24 protein-coding genes and 2 pseudogenes are annotated in these 19114 nt (G+C 44.2%); 9 read left to right on the top strand and 17 right to left on the bottom strand.

Annotated features, from left to right (window positions below; all coding sequences use genetic code 11):
* The first annotated feature begins 103 nt into the window (after nucleotides 1-103).
* The 7 genes from L0660_RS11585 (at nucleotide 104) to L0660_RS11615 (ending at nucleotide 4424) form a co-directional block, all read left to right on the top strand.
* Nucleotides 104-1522 (top strand): rhodanese-like domain-containing protein, encoded by a 1419-nt coding sequence (locus L0660_RS11585; RefSeq protein ID WP_235159731.1) that lies wholly within the window; start codon nucleotides 104-106, stop codon nucleotides 1520-1522.
* 51 nt (nucleotides 1523-1573) lie between these two features.
* Nucleotides 1574-2137, top strand: a complete 564-nt coding sequence (locus tag L0660_RS11590) for a YeeE/YedE family protein (protein WP_235159596.1) — start codon at nucleotides 1574-1576, stop codon at nucleotides 2135-2137.
* Nucleotides 2138-2145: 8 nt separating this feature from the next.
* A complete protein-coding gene (locus L0660_RS11595) occupies nucleotides 2146-2658 on the top strand; it encodes a YeeE/YedE family protein (RefSeq protein ID WP_235159597.1) in 513 nt (170 codons plus the stop codon).
* A gap of 35 nt (nucleotides 2659-2693) precedes the next feature.
* Complete coding sequence (locus L0660_RS11600; RefSeq protein WP_235159598.1) at nucleotides 2694-2939, top strand: MBL fold metallo-hydrolase; 246 nt, start codon at nucleotides 2694-2696, stop codon at nucleotides 2937-2939.
* A 59-nt stretch (nucleotides 2940-2998) separates the two neighbouring features.
* Nucleotides 2999-3208 (top strand): hypothetical protein, encoded by a 210-nt coding sequence (locus tag L0660_RS11605; RefSeq protein WP_235159599.1) that lies wholly within the window; start codon nucleotides 2999-3001, stop codon nucleotides 3206-3208.
* Nucleotides 3189-3485: a rhodanese-like domain-containing protein gene (locus L0660_RS11610; RefSeq protein ID WP_235159600.1), complete on the top strand. Its 297-nt coding sequence runs from the start codon at nucleotides 3189-3191 to the stop codon at nucleotides 3483-3485. Before L0660_RS11605 ends, L0660_RS11610 begins: the two co-directional genes overlap by 20 nt.
* Nucleotides 3486-3743: 258 nt before the next feature.
* On the top strand, nucleotides 3744-4424 hold the full coding sequence (locus L0660_RS11615) for a TlpA disulfide reductase family protein (RefSeq protein ID WP_235159601.1): 681 nt from the start codon (nucleotides 3744-3746) through the stop codon (nucleotides 4422-4424).
* A 97-nt stretch (nucleotides 4425-4521) separates the two neighbouring features.
* Here L0660_RS11615 and L0660_RS11620 read toward each other — a convergent pair whose 3' ends face one another.
* From L0660_RS11620 to L0660_RS11685, 14 genes and pseudogenes are all read right to left on the bottom strand, one after another.
* Nucleotides 4522-4824: a putative quinol monooxygenase gene (locus L0660_RS11620; protein ID WP_235159602.1), complete on the bottom strand. Its 303-nt coding sequence runs from the start codon at nucleotides 4822-4824 to the stop codon at nucleotides 4522-4524.
* Nucleotides 4825-4987: 163 nt separating this feature from the next.
* The gene (arsB, locus tag L0660_RS11625) at nucleotides 4988-6040 is read right to left on the bottom strand and encodes an ACR3 family arsenite efflux transporter (RefSeq protein ID WP_235159603.1); all 1053 of its coding nucleotides are present in this window, start codon (nucleotides 6038-6040) and stop codon (nucleotides 4988-4990) included.
* A gap of 13 nt (nucleotides 6041-6053) precedes the next feature.
* A complete protein-coding gene (locus tag L0660_RS11630; protein WP_235159604.1) occupies nucleotides 6054-6551 on the bottom strand; it encodes a GNAT family N-acetyltransferase in 498 nt (165 codons plus the stop codon).
* A gap of 168 nt (nucleotides 6552-6719) precedes the next feature.
* Nucleotides 6720-6830 (bottom strand): annotated as a pseudogene (locus L0660_RS11635) (transcriptional regulator); the annotation flags it as partial.
* A 571-nt stretch (nucleotides 6831-7401) separates the two neighbouring features.
* Nucleotides 7402-9033, bottom strand: a complete 1632-nt coding sequence (locus tag L0660_RS11640; RefSeq protein WP_235159605.1) for a murein L,D-transpeptidase — start codon at nucleotides 9031-9033, stop codon at nucleotides 7402-7404.
* Nucleotides 9034-9053: 20 nt separating this feature from the next.
* A complete protein-coding gene (locus L0660_RS11645; RefSeq protein ID WP_235159606.1) occupies nucleotides 9054-9368 on the bottom strand; it encodes a hypothetical protein in 315 nt (104 codons plus the stop codon).
* 57 nt (nucleotides 9369-9425) lie between these two features.
* Nucleotides 9426-9635: pseudogene (locus L0660_RS26325) on the bottom strand (DUF308 domain-containing protein); the annotation flags it as partial.
* Nucleotides 9636-9653: 18 nt separating this feature from the next.
* Nucleotides 9654-12044 carry a phosphoketolase gene (locus L0660_RS11655; RefSeq protein ID WP_235159607.1) on the bottom strand — a complete coding sequence of 797 codons (2391 nt, stop codon included), beginning with the start codon at nucleotides 12042-12044 and terminating at the stop codon, nucleotides 9654-9656.
* Between the two features lie 295 nt (nucleotides 12045-12339).
* The gene (locus L0660_RS11660; protein ID WP_235159608.1) at nucleotides 12340-12513 is read right to left on the bottom strand and encodes a hypothetical protein; all 174 of its coding nucleotides are present in this window, start codon (nucleotides 12511-12513) and stop codon (nucleotides 12340-12342) included.
* 18 nt (nucleotides 12514-12531) lie between these two features.
* Nucleotides 12532-12906, bottom strand: a complete 375-nt coding sequence (locus tag L0660_RS11665; RefSeq protein WP_310589632.1) for a response regulator — start codon at nucleotides 12904-12906, stop codon at nucleotides 12532-12534.
* 273 nt (nucleotides 12907-13179) lie between these two features.
* Nucleotides 13180-13788: a dihydrofolate reductase family protein gene (locus L0660_RS11670; RefSeq protein ID WP_235159609.1), complete on the bottom strand. Its 609-nt coding sequence runs from the start codon at nucleotides 13786-13788 to the stop codon at nucleotides 13180-13182.
* A 134-nt stretch (nucleotides 13789-13922) separates the two neighbouring features.
* A complete protein-coding gene (locus L0660_RS11675) occupies nucleotides 13923-14516 on the bottom strand; it encodes a dihydrofolate reductase family protein (RefSeq protein WP_235159610.1) in 594 nt (197 codons plus the stop codon).
* Nucleotides 14506-14646, bottom strand: a complete 141-nt coding sequence (locus L0660_RS11680) for a helix-turn-helix transcriptional regulator (RefSeq protein ID WP_235159611.1) — start codon at nucleotides 14644-14646, stop codon at nucleotides 14506-14508. Before L0660_RS11680 ends, L0660_RS11675 begins: the two co-directional genes overlap by 11 nt.
* Before the next feature lie 241 nt (nucleotides 14647-14887).
* Entirely contained in the window at nucleotides 14888-15115 is a 228-nt protein-coding gene (locus L0660_RS11685; protein ID WP_235159612.1) for a hypothetical protein, read from the bottom strand.
* Nucleotides 15116-15237: 122 nt separating this feature from the next.
* Here L0660_RS11685 and L0660_RS11690 point away from each other — a divergent pair, with 122 nt between their 5' ends.
* Nucleotides 15238-15705 carry a DinB family protein gene (locus L0660_RS11690; RefSeq protein WP_235159613.1) on the top strand — a complete coding sequence of 156 codons (468 nt, stop codon included), beginning with the start codon at nucleotides 15238-15240 and terminating at the stop codon, nucleotides 15703-15705.
* Between the two features lie 26 nt (nucleotides 15706-15731).
* Here the strand turns inward: L0660_RS11690 and L0660_RS11695 are convergent, their stop codons facing one another.
* Nucleotides 15732-15977 carry a hypothetical protein gene (locus L0660_RS11695; RefSeq protein WP_235159614.1) on the bottom strand — a complete coding sequence of 82 codons (246 nt, stop codon included), beginning with the start codon at nucleotides 15975-15977 and terminating at the stop codon, nucleotides 15732-15734.
* 261 nt (nucleotides 15978-16238) lie between these two features.
* On the opposite strand from L0660_RS11695, the gene L0660_RS11700 reads away from it, so the two are divergent.
* Nucleotides 16239-16808, top strand: coding sequence for a DUF4136 domain-containing protein (locus L0660_RS11700; protein ID WP_235159615.1), 570 nt, complete (start codon nucleotides 16239-16241; stop codon nucleotides 16806-16808).
* Here L0660_RS11700 and hemA read toward each other — a convergent pair.
* Together hemA and adhP are read right to left on the bottom strand one after the other, a co-directional pair.
* Nucleotides 16805-18073 (bottom strand): glutamyl-tRNA reductase, encoded by a 1269-nt coding sequence (hemA, locus tag L0660_RS11705; RefSeq protein ID WP_235159616.1) that lies wholly within the window; start codon nucleotides 18071-18073, stop codon nucleotides 16805-16807. The two genes, L0660_RS11700 and hemA, sit on opposite strands and share 4 nt — an antisense overlap.
* Nucleotides 18066-19100, bottom strand: coding sequence for an alcohol dehydrogenase AdhP (gene adhP, locus L0660_RS11710; protein ID WP_235159617.1), 1035 nt, complete (start codon nucleotides 19098-19100; stop codon nucleotides 18066-18068). The genes hemA and adhP overlap by 8 nt, the downstream gene beginning before the upstream one ends.
* Nucleotides 19101-19114 lie beyond the last annotated feature (14 nt).

Here is a 19114-nt window from a genome sequence, read left to right on the forward strand (position 1 = left end):
TTTTTTCCCTGCAATGTGACTCTTGTCACTGACCGGCCAGCTAAACATCCTGAAATTTGTATAGTTAATTCAAAAAGGTTTGAAAAATCAAAAGACCATCAATATGAAAATTGAGCAAATTTATACCGGCTGCCTCTCGCAAGGAGCCTATTATATCGAAAGCAATGGGGAAGCTGTGGTAATCGACCCACTGCGTGAAGTTGAGCCCTATATTAACCGTGCAGAACAAAATGGGGCAAAAATAAAATATGTCCTGGAAACGCATTTTCATGCAGATTTTGTATCGGGCCATATTGACCTGGCTGAAAAAACCGGTGCGCAAATCGTTTTCGGTCCGACCGCTAAGCCTGGCTTTGATGCGCTTATAGCCGTGGACGGCCAGGTTCTGAGAGTGGGCGATGTGTCGCTTACCGTACTGCATACGCCGGGGCACACCATGGAAAGCACCTGTTACCTTTTAAGTGATGAAAAGGGAAAGCAGGTTGGCATTTTTACAGGGGATACCCTGTTCATTGGTGATGTTGGGCGTCCTGACCTGGCCCAAAAAGTATCCGCCGGACTGACACAAGAAAAGCTCGCAGAGCATCTGTTTGATTCCCTGCGTAATAAGATTATGCCACTTGCTGATGATATTATTGTCTATCCGGCCCACGGAGCAGGAAGTGCTTGCGGCAAAAATATGAGCAAGGAAACAACCGATACATTGGGTAGCCAGAAAACCTCCAACTATGCACTCAGACCGGATATGACCAAGGAAGAGTTTGTCGAAGAAGTTACCCATGGGCTGATGCCGCCCCCAGCTTATTTTCCCGAGAACGTTTTGATGAATGTCAATGGCTACGAAAGCATTGACAGGGTTCTTGAAAGGGGAGCCCAGGCTTTGGATGCTGCGGCTTTTGAGGCGGTGGCAAACCAAACTGGCGCGGTCGTCCTTGATACCCGGGATGCAGAAATCTTTGCAAAAGGGTTCGTTCCTAACTCGATCAATATCGGAATAAATGGGGGCTTTGCTCCCTGGGTTGGAGCGCTTATTCCCGACATCAAACAAAGAATATTGATAATAGCAGAGCAAGGCAGAGAAGAAGAAGTAGTAACCCGTCTAGCGCGTGTGGGCTATGACCATACGATCGGATACTTAAAAGGTGGGATCGATGCCTGGGTCAAAGCCGGTAAAGAAACCAGCCAGATCCAGTCAGTAACTGCTGACCAGATGAGTCAGCGCTTGAGAATGGACCCTGCCATCGGCGTGCTGGACGTACGTAAGGCAAGTGAGTTCCTCTCTGAGCATATGCTGGATGCAGAAAATATCCCCCTGGATTATATCAATGATCACCTGGCGCAGATTGATAAAAACAAAACGTACTTCGTACACTGCGCCGGCGGTTACCGGTCTATGATCTTTAATTCAGTTCTCAAAGCACGGGGATATGACAATCTGATCGATGTCAGGGGAGGTTTTAAGGCAATTAAGGATTCAGGCAAGCTTGAAGTAAGCAACTATGTTTGTCCAAGTACATTATGAGAGAGAAAATATCTTGAGTATAAAATTCAATAATAAATTTTTCAAATTAGAATGCTGGAAATTATAAAACAGCCCTGGCCATGGTATGTGGCCGGGCCGCTGATCGGGCTAACAGTGCCTGCACTTTTAATACTGGGTAATAAATCCTTTGGGATTTCATCATCGCTCCGGCATGTTTGCGCCATGTGCGTCCCAGCTAAAATCCCGTTTTTTCAATACGATTGGAAAAAGGAGTTGTGGAATATGTTTTTTGTGCTGGGCATTTTTTTGGGAGGGATGATAGCGGTGACATTTATGGCTAACACCGAACCAGTCGAGCTGAACCCGTCATTGATAAAAGAGCTCAGCATTTATGGTGTTACTGATTTTTCATCGCTCGTCCCGGTTGACCTGGTCAGTTGGGATAAACTTTTGACACTTCACGGATTGATCATGATGGTTGGCGGCGGATTTCTGGTAGGGTTTGGCGCGCGTTATGCCGGAGGCTGCACGAGCGGTCACGCGATTATGGGACTTGCTACCTTGCAATGGCCTTCACTGGTTGCAACAGTATGTTTTATGATTGGCGGATTTGTCATGGCAAACTGGATATTGCCTTTCATATTATCATTGTAATTCAAAAAATGGAAAATTCAAAGCAGGTTAATTTTATACAGCAGCGTGAGCATGACATCCGGGCAACGGATTCTATATGCATCAATGAGAGTCAAAAACAACACATATGGTATTACAACTTGAAATATCTTGTGGTTGGATTATTTTTTGGAGTGCTATTCGTGAAAGCAGAAGTAATCAGTTGGTTTAGGATCCAGGAGATGTTCAGGCTGCAATCGTTTCATATGTATGGCATTATCGGAAGCGCCGTACTGGTCGGAATGATTTCAGTGTGGCTTATCAAACCGTACCGGATCAAAACCATTTCAGGGGAAGCTATCACCTTCACCGATAAGAAGTTCAATAAAGGACAAATTTATGGAAGCCTATTATTTGGGCTGGGCTGGGGTTTGACCGGCGCTTGTCCGGGACCTTTGTTTGCACAGATTGGTATGGGGGCAACTGTTGTAATCGTCACGCTAATTAGCGCAGTGGCAGGCACCTGGGTATATGGTAGGTTCAGGGATCAATTACCTCATTAGTTGCAGTAAAGAGTTGAATTAAACAAACACATGTTATGAAAATCCAACAGTTCGAAGATAAATACTTGGCACATTACAGTTATGCCATCCTGAGTGAATGCGAATCAAAAATGGTATTGATCGATCCAGCCCGGAATCCCGAGCCTTATTATGCGTTTGCAAAAGAGCATCAAGCCCAGATTATCGCTGTGGTAGAAACGCATTCACATGCCGACTTCGTCAGTAGTCATCTGGAAATTGCCCAGACCACGGGTGCTGCCATTTATGCGGAAAAGCGCTGAGTGATGCTGCCAGCAGCAGTATGGGAGAGCAAAAGAGAGAGAACTGGTCCCTGCAACCTATGAGTGAGGAAGCATTTGTAAAGCAGTTAAGCTCTGATCAGCCCTTTATTCCAGGCTGTTTTCCTTTTGATGTCGATCTGAACAAAAAAGGTGCACCAACATTTGGGGACAGTATTGGTAAAGTAAAGCTAGCTTGCCAAGATCAAGGAAGCTTTTGTATTAAACGGTGGGCAGCAAACTATTCAGCCTTTGGACCTGGAAGATTTTAGGGCTCATCAGGACAAATACACTATTGTTGACGTAAGAAACAGCTCGGAAGTATCTGAGAATCCAATTTTCAGTTGTAGTATTTCGATTCCGCTGGCCGATTTGAAAAGCAGGATTGATGAAATCCCTCATGATAAGCTGATTGCAGTACACTGCGCGGGTGGATACCGAAGCGCTATTGGCAGCTCATTGATTGCTTCGTTAATTGGGGAAGGCAAACCGGTATATGACATTGGAGAACATATTAAAGAGTTTGATGAGCAGCCCGCTGTTGAATAGAGGTTATATTTCGCAATAATTTTCTATTAGTTCAACTAAGACAGGCAGTATGCTCTTACTTGTATATAGCAAACTGCCGGGATGCCTGACCTAATACCGTTTCATTTTGCAAAAGCCTTGTATTTAGCATTTTCATGATAGTTACCTCCATTTTTGCATATTAAGCAAGTATTTAGCTTTCATAGTTCCTAAATTGAAATACCGTATACAGTAAATAGTTAGATTATTTCCAAGTTGTCTTAGGTAATGTATTTGAAAATGGCTTTAAGCTTTGTGTGCAGAAAATTTCCATACTGCTTCTCAGAAGCTTCTCCCAATACTGTTAAATTGAAATCAAAAATCTTAATAGGAGATAATATTATGAATAGAAAGTGGGTCTCAGCATCAAATATAATCACGGCAGTGATGGTGGTATTTCTAGCTGCTATGGTTATTAGCCCTGAGATAAAAGCTTGGACAATCCAGGCGCTAATGAAGGTAGGTTTGTTTCAGCCCAAAATTAACAAACAATCCAGCCAGGTCTCTGCGCCTTTACCAAATGTTTCTTTCCGGGACGGTAACGGAAAAGTGGTTGATCTAATCTCATTGAAAGGAAAAGTCGTATTCATCAATTTCTGGGCTACCTGGTGCCCGCCCTGCATTGCCGAAATGCCCTCCATTAATGCTTTGTACAGCAAATTCAAGGATAACGAAAATGTAGCCTTTTTAATGGTCGATGTGGATGGCAATTATCAGAAGTCGGATAACTTCATGAAAAAAAACCATTTCACTTTGCAGGTATTAAGCCCGGCTAGTGAAATACCACCCGTATTTATGCAGGGTGCTGTGCCTACCACGGTGATTTTGAATAAAGAAGGCAAAATGGTTTATCAGCAAGAGGGAGCAGCGGATTATAATAGCACCGAAATGGTCGATTTTATCATTGAATTAACTCATTAATTAAGGCTAACAAGTATTATGAAAATGGATATACGTTGTGGCAAAATGCTACTCTTGCAAAGCAAAGGATATTCAAGTATTATTGATGAAAACAGGCTTAGAGTCCAGCTCCTCCAAGAATTTGCAACTCTTGCCCTCTGGCGGGTTGTCCATCCAGGATTGGCATCGCTTTACTTATTAGCTCTCTAACGCCATTTACATTTAATGAATTATCATGATCTTCTTTGCTGTCCCAAATTTCCGTAACGTAAACAGAATTCAGCTCATTGGCCTCCTTTCCGATTGCATAAATCTTACACCCTTTCGCGGTCGATATAAGACTGGATGCCTCTAATAGAATTTTTGCAAGTTCGTCGGCATGGCCTGACTTTGCATTTAACTTTCCGTGGAGCAGATACATGGTTCGTTGTTTATACTATTAATGATTTATCGAAATATACTTAAAAAGTTATGTGCATTCCCTAATTTTAATCTGTCCACTACCTCATAAGTCACGCAACTTGGGCAAAGTGTAGTATGTGAACCTTTTAAAAAAATTCATAAATCAGTGCTTGTGAAATGGATCACCTGGAAAATGTGTGTTGTTGTCTTAAGGCGAAATTGACCATCAAGATCAGCACCGGCACTTCGATCAGCGGCCCGATCACTGCTGCGAACGCAGCTCCTGAATCAATACCAAATACTGCAATTGCAACTGCAATCCCTAATTCGAAATTATTGCCTGCCGCAGTAAATGCCAGTGAGGTAGATTTTGAGTAATCTGCACCTGCTCGTTTCGAGAGATAAAAAGCAGAAAAAAACATGATTACAAAATAGATTGTAAGTGGAATTGCAATGCGCAGTACATCAAGCGGAATTGTAATAATCAGCTGGCCTTTTAAACTAAACATGACCACAATCGTAAAGAGCAATGCAATTAGCGTAATTGGGCTGATGGCTGGTAGAAATTTCTTTTCATACCAATGGTTGCCAAAAAACCTGGTCAACACTTCCCGAGAAATGATCCCGGCCAGAAATGGAATACCTAAATAGATAAAGACGCTGTAAGCTACTTCACCAATAGTAATATTAACCGCCAGGCGGCCCTGCTCGAAACCTTTCAGCCCAAACAATGATGGCAGCAGCGTCACGAATACATAGGCATATATTGGGTAAAACAGCACTTGAAAGATGCTGTTAAATGCAACCAGCCCAGCCGCATATATACGGTCGCCGCCTGCCAAGTCATTCCATACAATCACCATTGCAATACAGCGTGCAATGCCAATCAGGATCAAACCGGTCATATAGTCCGGCTTGTCGGGCAGAAACAAAACAGCTAGCCCGAACATAAGCAGCGGGCCTACTATCCAATTTTGCAGCATAGACAAACCGAGAATGCGACTATTTTTGAATACCTGCGGAAGCTCCGTGTAGCGCACTTTTGCGAGCGGCGGGTACATCATCAGGATCAAACCAATGGCTAGCGGCACATTGACGCCCGAGCCTGAATTAAACTGATTGATAAAAGCGGGTGTGCCTGGGAATAAATACCCGATGGACACGCCCAGGATCATGGCCAGGAATATCCAGACCGTCAAATAGCGGTCGAGAAAAGAAAGCCGTTTTTCTTGCATGGGGTTTTTCATATCAATTATTTCCAGCTACCAAGCTGCGGCGTTCCAAAAACAGAACGTCCCGCCAAATTCCATTGCGTTTCCCTAACTTCTCACGGTATCCAATCCGGCGAAACCCTTGCTGCTCATGAAGTGCAACGCTTGCTTTATTTTCAGGGAATATTTGCGCCTGCAATGTCCAGAAACCTAGTTTTTCACTTAGCGAGACCAGGGAGGATAGTAGCGCACGACCAATACCGCGCCCATGATATCCGGAATGAACATAAATGCTCGTTTCAGCCACCCCGCCATATACGCACCGGCTGGAAACAGCTGATAGCATTGCCCACCCTATAACCTGGCCGTTATCGTCGGCCACAAGCTGCGGTTCATCTAGAAACTTCCCTTTCAAGGCTTCGGCTTCCGGCGCTTGCGTTTCATACGTTGCATCGCCGGTGTCAATGCCCTGCTGATAGATCTCTTTGATCGCTGGCCAGTCCGCTGCAATGAGGGTACGAATAATGAAAGCCATTAGACAGGCAAATTTTAGTTAATAAACTCACGGCTATATTCTTTGATTTCATGCTGTACCCTGCGGAATGATGTTGCCAGATCTTCGCCTGGCCGGTCCGCCGGTGCGGTATGTCCGGGATCGGAAAAGCTCTGGTGAATCATCTGACCGGCTGACGGAAAATAGGGGAGAAATTAGTAATTGTAAAATAGCCACCCTTGCCGGATGAGCAAATGCCTTTGCCAGATCTGCAATGCGGTTTTGTTGCTAAGTAAATATTTCAGTTTTCGTAACTCCCATGCTGCAAACATAACATTATAAATTACATATCGCAATATTACGATACAAAACCTATCATTTCGAAGTAATAGATTTATCTATGGCAAATGGTAGCAAGTTTAATCGGTCGTTTAAACGAAATTTTGCCAATTTGCCATTTTAATGATCACGATGCCAGAAATGGCTAAAATAGTACATTTTAGTAGTTCTGATAGGCGTTATGATGTACTCATGAACTATAAGGTCTTATATGGGCAATTGTCAGAAATTGATTAGGAGCAGCACATTTAGTCCGGTATTTGATTTTCACGTCAATTGTTTGGTTACCTGATTACACTAGGTTTACATATAAGTCTCCTGCAGATGTGCTATGAACATCGATAACAGCCCACTGATTTAACGCTGTTTAAACTAAAACAAAGGGATGGACCTTAAATTAAGTTCAGCGTCGGTTTGAATTTTTTTTTCGAAGGTTCAGACCGTTTAACTTAGTCAGGTATATATCTGAAATAACGATGAAGGACTCTTCTGGAGTAATAAAAAGTTGTCTAGGGCTGATAGTACTTTGTCTTTTAATGGCTCAGGAGTTCGACTATTTAAGTGAGTCGAACAACCTTTCGGCCATTTTTTGATCGTGCCCATAGATGTCCTTTCGGAAATTAACTTTGCCGTTGTGGTCTACCCAGGCAGTAAAGTAACCGATGAAAACAGGTATTTCGTTGCTGCCACGAAGACGCACATATTTCTCTTTGCCGCTATTCATGGCTATGGTTATTTTGTCGGTTGTCCAGGCTGAGTCACTGCGCAGCAAAAACTCCGCCAGTTTTTTGGGCTCCGACAGCCGGATGCATCCGTGGCTGAATGCGCGCTGTGATTCTGCAAACAAGTTTTTCGAGGGAGTATCATGCAAGTAAATATTGTAACTATTGGGAAAGAGAAACTTGACCAGTCCTAATGAATTGGATTTGCCAGGCTTTTGCCGAACACTGCCTCCGTTCCACTCCATATTGTGCCGCGCCAAATAGTTTTTATTGCGTTTGATGCCAGGCAAGATTTCCCTTTTCAATATGCTGGGTGGAACATTCCAGTAAGGACTAAATACGATCTGGTTTAGCTTGCCCGAAAAGATGACCGTGCTATGGACCTGTGAGCCTACCACAGCATTCATGCTGAACGCGAGCTGCCCCTTTTCATACATATGCAGCCGGTATTCAGGAATATTAACCAGTATATAATCTGTCTCAGGAGCCGCTGGAACCCATCTGATCCGTTCCATATTAATAAGCATTTGGCGAATCCTTTCAGCCACGGGCACATTCAGTTCCTTGAAAAACGCCGCACTGATCTGCCCGGATGCTTTAAGCCCCATTCGGGTTTGAAACGAACGTACGCCATGAAAAAGGGTGGAATCAAAAAGATTGGTTGAATCTGCCTGTTTTAGGTCTTGCAGCAATGCCAGCCGTCTCTTGATTTCAGGTATTTCTGCGGATGAATTGCCTAATTTGAGCGTTTTAGTTGAATTTATTTCTTTCCAATCAAGATTGGCAAGCGGATGATAGATTTTAAGCTGCTCTGTAAGCAGGTTATACTGGCGGTTCACCGGTTCATACGAAGCTAGGTTTGCCCCTTTGTTTTTCAGCAGGGAATCTAAAAATTCAGCTGGATTAACCTTTTTACGGGGTATAAACCAGTCAAGGTCCTGAATGTTGATACTCCTGTCGCCTGAATAGGCCTTTTGGGTATACCTGAAAAAATGTTCCGTTAATGCCAGTTCAGTCTTAATTACAAGCGTATCTGTTGGGATAATGTGATTCAGTAATCCTAATGAATCAATGCTTGCCAAAAGCGCCGGGTCATAGAGAGAGCTATCACCTGAAACGTAGATATAGTCATTTTGCAGAGCCAGGAATGTAGGTACAAACTCGGCCATCCCATCAGGGAAAAACCAGGCAAATTGATAGTTTCGGCGGTTATAAAAGCTCTGTAATTTGTTGACCAGGCTATCATCCACGCTATGTGATTGAACAAAGCCAGTCAATGCAGTAGTGTCAATGAAAAGTTGAGTAAACGAATTCTCAATTTTGATTGATGTGTCCCTTTTGGCAACTTCGGGCTGCTTTTTCTCCTGCTTTGTCTGACAGGAAGCGAGCATCATCAGCATCATCACAAAAACGAGCGATGCGTTTATGCGGCTAATTAAATGTACTGGAATTTGGTCCCACATATTATTAAAATCTCCGTCGTTCAGGTGTATATTTTATCATTGATCCACCATTGAGCATTCTTAATGAGCATACCGAAATGGACGTAAAATGCCCCAACTGCCAATAAAGCGAATGCTGTCCAGATAACCAATCTATCCTCACTGAATAAAGGGTTGTAGATATTGACCGCAGAAAAGAAACTTCCTGTTACTGCCCAAAGCAATAACCAGGGCCAATCGCTCAAACTTTTCTTTTTGGCTTGAAAGGAACGGGCAATCAGCAATACGCTGCGCGTTAAAAGCCAGACCCCAGCAAATAAAGGAAGAGATATTGCGGCCAAAATCGGATTGGTCATGAAAATAATTCCAAAGATCAAGTCCAAAATTGCCCCGGCCAGAAACCATCCCCAACCTCTGAAAAACCTGCGGTTTTCTATGCAAAAAGCAAGCTCGCAAATGCCGCTGATCATCAGCATAGCTGAGAAAAATATGCTGAGCTCATCGTATGTAATGGACGGATTCCGTGCCACATATACGCCGGCACCGATTAAAGCGGCTCCCGAGAGCATAAATATCCACCAGTAGTGAATAGGGTGCTGTGCTTGCTTGCTGATGATTGTCATTTCGATAGGTTTATCTTGTTATGCCAGGATCGCTGGATCCCATTTCCAATTTAAAATCTCAGGCATATCTTCTCCGTGCATTTCAATGTAGGATTTGTGGTCAAGCAACTTATCACGTAGATATTGTTTGAGATAGGCCCCTTTTGCGCCTAATTCAGGTAGACGGTCAATAACGTCACTCACCAAATGAAAACGGTCCAGATCATTAAGCACCACCATATCAAAGGGTGTTGTCGTTGTGCCTTCACCCTTATAGCCACGCACGTGCAAGTTTTTGTGGTTGGTCCGCCGGTAGGTGAGGCGGTGGATCAGCAGCGGATATCCGTGGAAAGCAAAAATGATGGGTTTGTCTTTGGTAAACAGGATATCAAAATCCTTATCATTCAAACCATGCGGATGCTCGCTTTCAGGTTGGAGCGTCATTAAGTCAACCACATTGATGACCCTGACTTTCAGTTCCGGCAAATGTTCCCTGAGAATTTGAACAGCTGCTATGGTTTCAAGCGTGGGAACATCTCCTGCGCAGGCCATGACCACATCGGGTTCGAAACCTTCGTCATTACTGGCCCATTTCCAGATGCCCAAGCCGGCCGTGCAATGTTTGATAGCAGCTTCCATATCCAGCCACTGCATTTCGGGCTGTTTTCCGGCGACTATGACATTGATGTTGTCCCGACTTCTCAAACAATGATCTGTAACTGAAAGCAACGTGTTGGCATCCGGCGGCAGATAGATGCGAACAATTTCTGCCGTCTTATTGGCCACAACATCCAGAAAGCCCGGATCCTGGTGACTATTTCCATTATGGTCTTGTCGCCATACATGCGAGGTTAACAGGTAATTTAGCGAGGCAATCGGCTTGCGCCATGGAAGGTTACGCGAAACTTTAAGCCATTTTGCATGCTGATTAAACATTGAATCCACAATTTGAATGAATGCTTCATAGCACGAAAACAAACCATGTCTTCCAGTTAACAAATAGCCTTCCAGCCAGCCCTGACAAAGATGTTCGCTCAAAACTTCCATAACCCTGCCATCTGGCGAAATGTGGTTGTCGCCCTCCATGATTTCAGCAGTGGAAGTTCTCCCAGTAATATCAAACAGATTCGAAAGGCGGTTGGAAGAAGTTTCGTCGGGCCCAAAAATCCTGAAATTGCGTTCTTGCCAGTTTGTTTTCATTACATCCCGAAGAAATTCTCCCATAACCGAAGTTGCTTCCGCTTCAATGTTTCCAGGCGTCGGCACAGCCACTGCATGATCGCGAAAATCCGGCATTTTTAAATCAACTAGTAGCGAGCCGCCATTGGCGCTTGGATTTGCGCCCATTCGCCGGTGTCCTTCCGGTGCCAGTTCAGCCAGTTCGCGGATCAGCCTGCCGTTGTCGTCAAAAAGTAATTCAGGTTTGTAACTCTTCATCCAGGCTTCCAGCATTTGTACATGCTCGGGTTTGCTGGCCAGTTCCGCCAACGGCACCTGATGCGCGCGCCATGTGCCTTCGATTTGTAAGCCGTCTACGGTCTTAGGTCCGGTCCATCCTTTTGGCGTGCGAAAAATAATCATGGGCCAGACCGGCCGCTCTTTAAAGCCCTCAATCCGCGCATCACTTTGAATCTGCCTGATTTCTTCCACGACAGTGTCCATGGTAGTAGCCAGCAGTTCATGCATTGCTTCTGGATCATCGCCTTCTACAAAATAAGGATTGTAGCCATAACCCCTGAAAAGCTGCTCCAATTCCTGTTTTGGAATTCTTGCCAAAACGGTTGGATTGGCAATCTTGTACCCATTCAAATGCAGGATAGGAAGCACCGCGCCATCGTGCACCGGATTAAGGAATTTGTTGGAATGCCAGCTTGCCGCCAGTGCGCCGGTTTCAGCCTCGCCATCGCCTACCACACAGGCTGCGATCAGGTAAGGATTGTCAAAAACGGCACCAAACGCATGGACGAGTGAATAACCGAGCTCACCACCCTCGTTAATAGAACCAGGTGTTTCAGGGGCCACATGACTTGGGATGCCGCCGGGAAATGAAAATTGTTTAAATAGTTTCTGCATCCCGGTTTCATTTTCTGTGATATCAGGGTAAACTTCGCTGTAAGTGCCTTCCAGATAGGTGTTGGCCACAAGTCCGGGGCCTCCATGGCCGGGGCCAGCCACGTAAATAATATTAAGGTCGCTATGCTTAATGACCCGGTTCAGGTGGACGTAGATGAAATTTAGCCCGGGCGTTGTCCCCCAGTGTCCCAACAGGCGCGGCTTGATATGTTCGAGTGTCAAGGGCTTTCGAAGCAACGGGTTGCCATACAGGTAAATCTGCCCGACAGACAAATAATTGGCAGCTTGCCAGTAAGCGTTCATTTTCCTTAACAGATCGGCAGATAAAGTTTTCACTCCAACATCTTCCATTTCCATAATCTTTATCGTTTAATGAATTGCTAGTACTATTTCCATCACAACAGGCTCTTATCACTCGTTAACGTTCAATTTCAAAAAAGGCCCGAAATGGACTTGTCAGAAAACGTCACTTTCTTCGATGATATGTGTTGCCTGGCACCTTATCACGCCAATGGAGCCACAGAAGACAGTAAATTGAGCCAGATTATCTGGCTACGCTTGTAAGCGCTTCACCTCAGGACAAAGTCGCCAACAAAATAGCGGGCCAAAATCATCCTTGATATGACCCGCTTTAAGCTAACTATTGAGTAAATTAAAGACTGGCTGGTGCAACTAACTCTCGTTCAAAATAGGCAAGTAACTTCTGATCTTCATCATTGACATCTACACAGTAGTAAATTCGGCTTAGGTATTTCTTGATTACTAACTGCTTGCTGGGATCAATGAGCAAGGAGACTTTGTCTCCGGCCACATATAAGTTTTCCATGTTTTTTTGTTTTTCACATTAAAAGTTGTACGGAGAGGCGCACCGTTTCCAGTACTCAACGATGGATTTTAAAGTATCCTTGATTTCATTGAAATCTGAGGGCCTTACAAAAAATCCTTGCGCTGATGTGCTGTATGCTTCAATGACTACATCTTGATTAAGTGCGGTCGTAAAATACAAATAGGGAATGCACTTCAAGTTTAGTGATGCATTCTCTTTTAACCTTCTTCGTAGTTCCAGCCCGTCAAGGTTGGGGAGTTTGATGTCAGATAAGATAACGAATGGAAGTGGTGTTTGGCAATCTAAATAGGTTGCCGCACCAAAGCCATCGGGAGTATGAGCTGAATCTGCGCTATGACCCCTGGGACTTTGTGTCCCTTTTTTCCTTTTTATCGGCCCTTTTTTCTTTCAAATTTTTATCTGCCTTTTTTTTGTCACCTTTCTGCGCACCCTTTTCTTTTGACATGATATATTTTCGGTTTCATGTAAGGTAACCCTTAATAGTGGACATTCAACATCATCTTTCTAAGGATGGCATTCTACGTCTGAGAGATATTAACCCGCTGAAAAACAAATAGATAATGTGGCATAATTGGGTACAATGCACTGGAAAGGGAACCTGTTGAAATCGATGAACTGCTCGATAACATTTGAATGGAGCCGCACCTAAGAAGAGAATGAGCCGATTGGTACTTTCCCGTCTTGCTCAAAGGATGTAATGATTACACCGGTAGTCGAGACTACGTGTTTGACAAGTTTGAAGTTAGTGGGGACGGTCCCGTCCCCAAAAAGCCTTTTTCCTTTTCCAATAACAAGGGGATATATCCAGATATTCATTTGATCAATAAGTCCATGACTTAGCAAAGATTGGATCAGGTTGCCACTGCCATGTACTTGCAAGTCAATGCCATTGGTTAATTTAAGGCTTTTTATCTGCTCAACTGTATCTTGATTGAGAAGCACCGTATTTTCCCAGGTTGTATTAGCCGAAGATTTTGTTGCAACATATTTGTTGATCCGGTTAAACAAGTCAGCTGTGGGATCATCTTTCAGCGATGGCCAGTGAGCCGCAAAAATTTCGTAGGTAACACGGCCTAATAAAAGATCATACGGGTCCTTCATAGCCTCGATCATTGCCTCGTTCATGAGCTGATCCCACTGTGGTACCGACCAGCCACCATATTCAAATCCACTATCGGTATCTTCATCCGGGCCGCCCGGAGCTTGCATGACACCGTCCAAGGTCATGAAGGTGTTTGTAATGATTTTTCTCATTTGATTCTTTAAAGTATTTGACTGAGCAATATTACGGAAACCACTTACACCAAGCTGGGTATAAAAGCGACTATTAAGAGGGGGCAATACGACAATGTTATTACTTCACCTTCTCCTTAATGTGACCCCACATCCTATTTTCTTAACAACTTGTACCTGATATGTGTAGTCATCTCCGAAGGAATTATTTCGATTATTTGAATATCATAAATATCTGTAGTAATACCGTCGAAAAGCCTGATGCCACTTCCTAAAAAAACAGGGGCAATGTGAATAAAGAACTCATCAATAAGTCCTGCTTTCAAAAATTGCTGGATCGTATTTGCCCCGCCCTGTATCCTGATATCTTTCCCATTTGCTGACTGTTTTGCTTTCTCCAACGCACTTTGTATACCATCATTGATGAAATAAAAGGTCGTTGTCCCTTTCTGTACCCACGGCTCCCGTATTTCGGTGGTAAGCACATAAACGTCCGCTTTGTATAAATCCTCCTTCCAAACGACCTCTCCTTCGTCAAACATCCGTTTCCCCATGATGTAAGCGCCTGTCCTTGCAAACACATCATCAATTAATTCACTGTCTGCCCCGTGTTCAGAACCACCTTCCATATTTATATTTTTCCAAAAGGCTTTCTGCTTAAACATCCATGTATGCAGTTTTCCGGACGCACCACCCATGGGATTCTCCGGGCCTCTATTCTCTCCAGCAAAAAAGCCGTCAAGGGGCAATGCCTTGTCTGGTGATACCTGAATTATCTACAATCTGCCCAATGTTCAAAGCCTCACCGGACAACCTCTGAATTATCATTCTTCTTGTCGGATCAGCGATCGCCTGGAAAACGTCCCGTCTCTCTTTCATGATACAACCATTTGGTTGCTAATTTAAATACAACTATTTGGTTGTGCAAATTTTTATAAGTGTCGTGAGAAAGTGTCTCCTGCAACAAAGGTTCTTGTTAAAGAAGGCATCTCTTCCCATTTTTATTCCCCTCTCGTTCAAATTTTCTTTGATCATGCTATAAAGTTTTCTTCCACCGATCCGAGGGTGGTCACGGCGAATTTCATTTACAAGAAGGATGACATCAGAATCATATGTTAGTTTACCAGCTTGCCGCTTCCAATATTGATAATAGCCTTGTCGCGAGACGCCAATCGGACCGGCGAAGCGTCACTTCTACCTTATCTAACCAAGTTTTAACCGTATGACCTGTGACGCTAAATTTGTTAGCTGCCTGAGTGATGTTAAGTTTGCCCTGATGAATCTCAGATACCATTTGAAGCATGGTTTGTCTATGCTGCCGCATCCGTAGTTGTTTGAGTTGATCCATAATTTAATGAGTTGTGGTCAACTTATTTCAGGACAAGACAATATATCACATCCTAAAATGATTTGACTCATACTCCTGTGTTTGCAGAAATGGTTGCTTTGCGCTCAAAACCAGAAAATTAAATGGAACTAAAACCAAAAACACAAACCCTGCTTTCTCTTTGGAAAGAAGCAAGAACCCGTTTCTCCAATCAATTAATAAGTCTTCAGTCTCAGGACTTGATTCGAAAATTACCTCTCACGAAAAATAGCGTCGGTTTTCTGATCCGGCATGTTGGGGATGTGGAGTTGTTATTTGCGAAGAACGTTTTTGGCAGCAAAATCTCTGTGAGCGCAAAAACATTAATCGCCCAGCACGATACAGGAGAATGGACCGATCTTTCCAGCCTGCTTGAATATGTTTCTCATTCAGCCGAAGCGTTGGAAATCGCTATCGGTCTGCAAAGTGATCAGGATTGGGATACTGAGATTGTACCCCAGGAGTTTGGGGTGAAAACAAAAGCGGAATCGCTTGGCAGAATAATATCTCACACTGCACATCACGGCGGGCAACTGGCCATTATACTCAAATATGCAGATACCGACAAATAGCCAGGCTGGCAGCCCGGCTCGGAATTTCAATTGATGTCAATTACCTGTTCGCTGCAAAACTGAGATTTGCCTTGCGTCCAGATCAGTTGTGCCAGCCACTGACCTTTTTCTAAAATCTCAGTAGAAATGGCGTGAACCGGTTTACTGGTCGGGACGATCTTGAAAGAGAAGTTCTCAAGGCTCTTAGAAGATTTAGAGAATACGATTTCAGCTTTCGTGAAGTACATCGGTAAAACGAATGTTACCTGCTGGGAGTTAGGTTGGTAAGTCATATCACGGAGTAGTAAATGTGGAATGGAAATTGAGTTAGAGCCCTTGTTATTAGCAAGACAATATTATAGCAGTTCTTACTAAAATACCATGATCGTGGTGGCAGTTAGACATGATATTTCTCATGAAAATCGGATATAGTTAAAGTTTATCAAATGTTTTGCAAAGCATGATTGTGGTCAATTAAAAGGCAAGCTATTGTCATAATTCAGTTGCTGTTCGAATGGTAATTTGATAAATCATTTATCTGATCACAATAACTCATGAAACGACTGGTATATCTTCTGGCAATATTTGCGACGGCATGCAGCCCGGAAATCCGGACCTACTCTGATTACGACAAAGAATTTGATGTGGCGCAGTTTCGTACTTATAGCTGGTCAAAACCTTTGCAGGCCGACCGGGAACGGTATCCTTTATACTATAATGAAATAACCGACCAAAGGATCAGATCAGCGGTAAATGACCTGTTTGCTGTACGGGGTTACGTGTTGACCGATAGCAGCGCTGAGCTTACACTGGATTACACGATCACTGTTGAAGAACGATCGGTATTTCTGCCGGACCCTTATGGGTACATGTATTGGGACAATTATATGCGGTCAAGATCCGAAGTATTTAACTACCGGGAAGCGACCTTAGCACTTGATGTTTTAGACTCAAAGGACGGGCGTCTTCTTTGGCGGGGGTGGGCGGTAGGCATCCTGGAAGTTGTAGTTTATGAAAGCAGTGATGTGGAGGTGGCGATCTGGTCTGCGATAGCTAAGATTCTCAAGGACTTTCCAGAATCAGCAAAAAAACAAAGTGTAGAAATGACGATCAAAATACACTAATAGTCATTAATGGAATGGTGTAAGTCCTTTTTGTCGAGGTTGAACAGGTCTTGCAGGGCCTCGACTAATATTTCTGGCTCACCTTGTTTGCACGCCTGTTTAAGTTGAAGAACGGGTTGTTTGATGATTTTCTGAATGATACTGCTGGTGATTCGTTCCACGTTTTCAAGCTCTTGTGGCGACAAGCCCTTTGTAGCTCGCGCAATTTCCTGACTCCGGATCTGCTCGAGGGCCTGCTTTAATTGTTGAACCACCGGTTGCATGACCATCCGCTTTGACCAATCATCAAAATCGGAAATGGCCTCTGAGATAATATGATTTACCATTGGAATCGCCTGCATTCTTTGTGCCAGGCTTTCGTCAGTCCTTGCGCGTATCCCATCAATGTTATAAATTAAAACACCAGGGATATCCTCTACATCCGGGCTTACACTGATGGGTACCGACAGGTCGATGAGGTATTTGAAAGTGTAGCTGCCAGAGCGGACCAACATATCTTTTGTGAAAAATGGTTTATCCATGACAATGGAGGAAATGATTATATCGGCAACGGCAATCTCGCTTTCCACGTCATCAAAATCCGCAGTCCTGTGGCCATATTTTGAGCCGAGCTCTTCGGCCTTGCTTTTTGTCCGGTTAACTAATGTTACCTGGGCGCCTGGTGGAAGGTTCTTGACCACATCGGTACCAATTTCTCCCAAGCCCACAACCAGGATTTTTGGATTTTGCACCAGACTTTTTAGAAGTTCTACGGTTGCGTAGGACGCAGAGCAGGCTCCGTCCCGGAATGCTGTCTGTTGGACCACTCTCTTATTGGCGAAAAATATCGTGTGTAGAAGCCGGTGAAGGAAAGGGCCAGCCAGATCAAGGTCGATACTGCATTGATATGCCTGTTTTACCTGGTTTATGATCTGCATATCCCCAATCACTTGGGAGTGTAAGCCCAAAGAAACTTCAAACAAGTGCCGTACTGTATCTTCTTCGCAGACGAGCTGTTTAAAATAGCTCAAATACTTCTCCGTGTGATTTATCTGTTTTTCAATTAACAAGAGCTTGATGATGCCCTCGTTAAGATCTTCGAGCGAGGAATAATAGATCTCTGTCCTGTTGCAGGTCGAAAGCACCAGCACTTCGCTGACCAGAAAATACTCCTTTATCCGCAACATGAGCTGTTTAGCTTCGGTGTCATTGAGCGTGAACAGCCCCCTGACATGCAAGGGTGCAATCCGATAGGAGAGGCTAACTACCTTAAATAAATTAGGCATCGGCAATTTTCATCACAACGCGTCCCTGAATTTCACCTGCCTTCATATACGTAAAAACGTCATTAATGTCCTCCAACCGAGCCGTAGAGACAGTGGCTTTCACTTTACCATCCAAGGCAAATTCTATTGCTTCGTGCATATCTTTTCTGGTGCCTACAATGGAGCCGCGAATAGTAAAGCGGTTAAGCACTGTTTCGAAAATAGGCAGATCAAATCCGCCAGGGGGCAAACCGTTCAATGCAAGGGTTCCTTTTCTTCTCATCACGGAAATGCCTTGTTTGAACGCGGTCGGCGATACTGCGGTAACCAATACGCCATGCATTCCACCTGTTTCTTTTTTCAAATACTCGCCTGGGTCGTCTTCCAATGCATTAACGGTCAAGTCGGCTCCCAGACTTTTTGCGAGCTCTAATTTATCGTCTGCAATATCAATGGCTGCTACGTGCATGCCCATTGCTTTGGCGTATTGTATTGCAAGGTGCCCAAGGCCTCCTACGCCGGAGATCGCAATCCATTCTCCTGCTTTTGTTTCTGTTTCTTTAATCCCTTTATAAACGGTCACACCAGCGCAGAGAATTGGCGCCATCGCGATCATGTCAGTTCCCGCTGGTAAGTGCGCGACATAGCGGGCATCGGCCACAACGTATTCGGCATAGCCGCCGTCGACACTGTATCCACCGTTCTGCTGGGTTTCGCATAAGGTTTCCCAGCCTGTGGTGCAGTAATCGCAGCATCCGCATGCACTGTATAACCAGGGCACGCCTACGATATCACCTTCTTTTACATTGGTAACTTCCGGGCCAACTGCCGCAACATACCCGATGCCTTCATGGCCAGGGATCAGGGGCAGCTTGGGTTTGACAGGCCAATCACCTTCTGCGGCATGCAAATCGGTATGACAAACGCCACTGGCAACAACTTTAACCAGGATTTGGTGATTTCCTGGTCTTTTAACTGGCATTTCTTCGATTTGAAGGGGTTTTCCGAACTGTCGAACAACCGCGGCTTTCATTGTTTTTGGGAGCATCACAACAAAGTTTA

The sequence above is a fragment of the Dyadobacter sp. CY351 genome, from assembly GCF_021502625.1.
In the GTDB taxonomy this organism is placed as follows: domain Bacteria; phylum Bacteroidota; class Bacteroidia; order Cytophagales; family Spirosomataceae; genus Dyadobacter; species Dyadobacter chenhuakuii.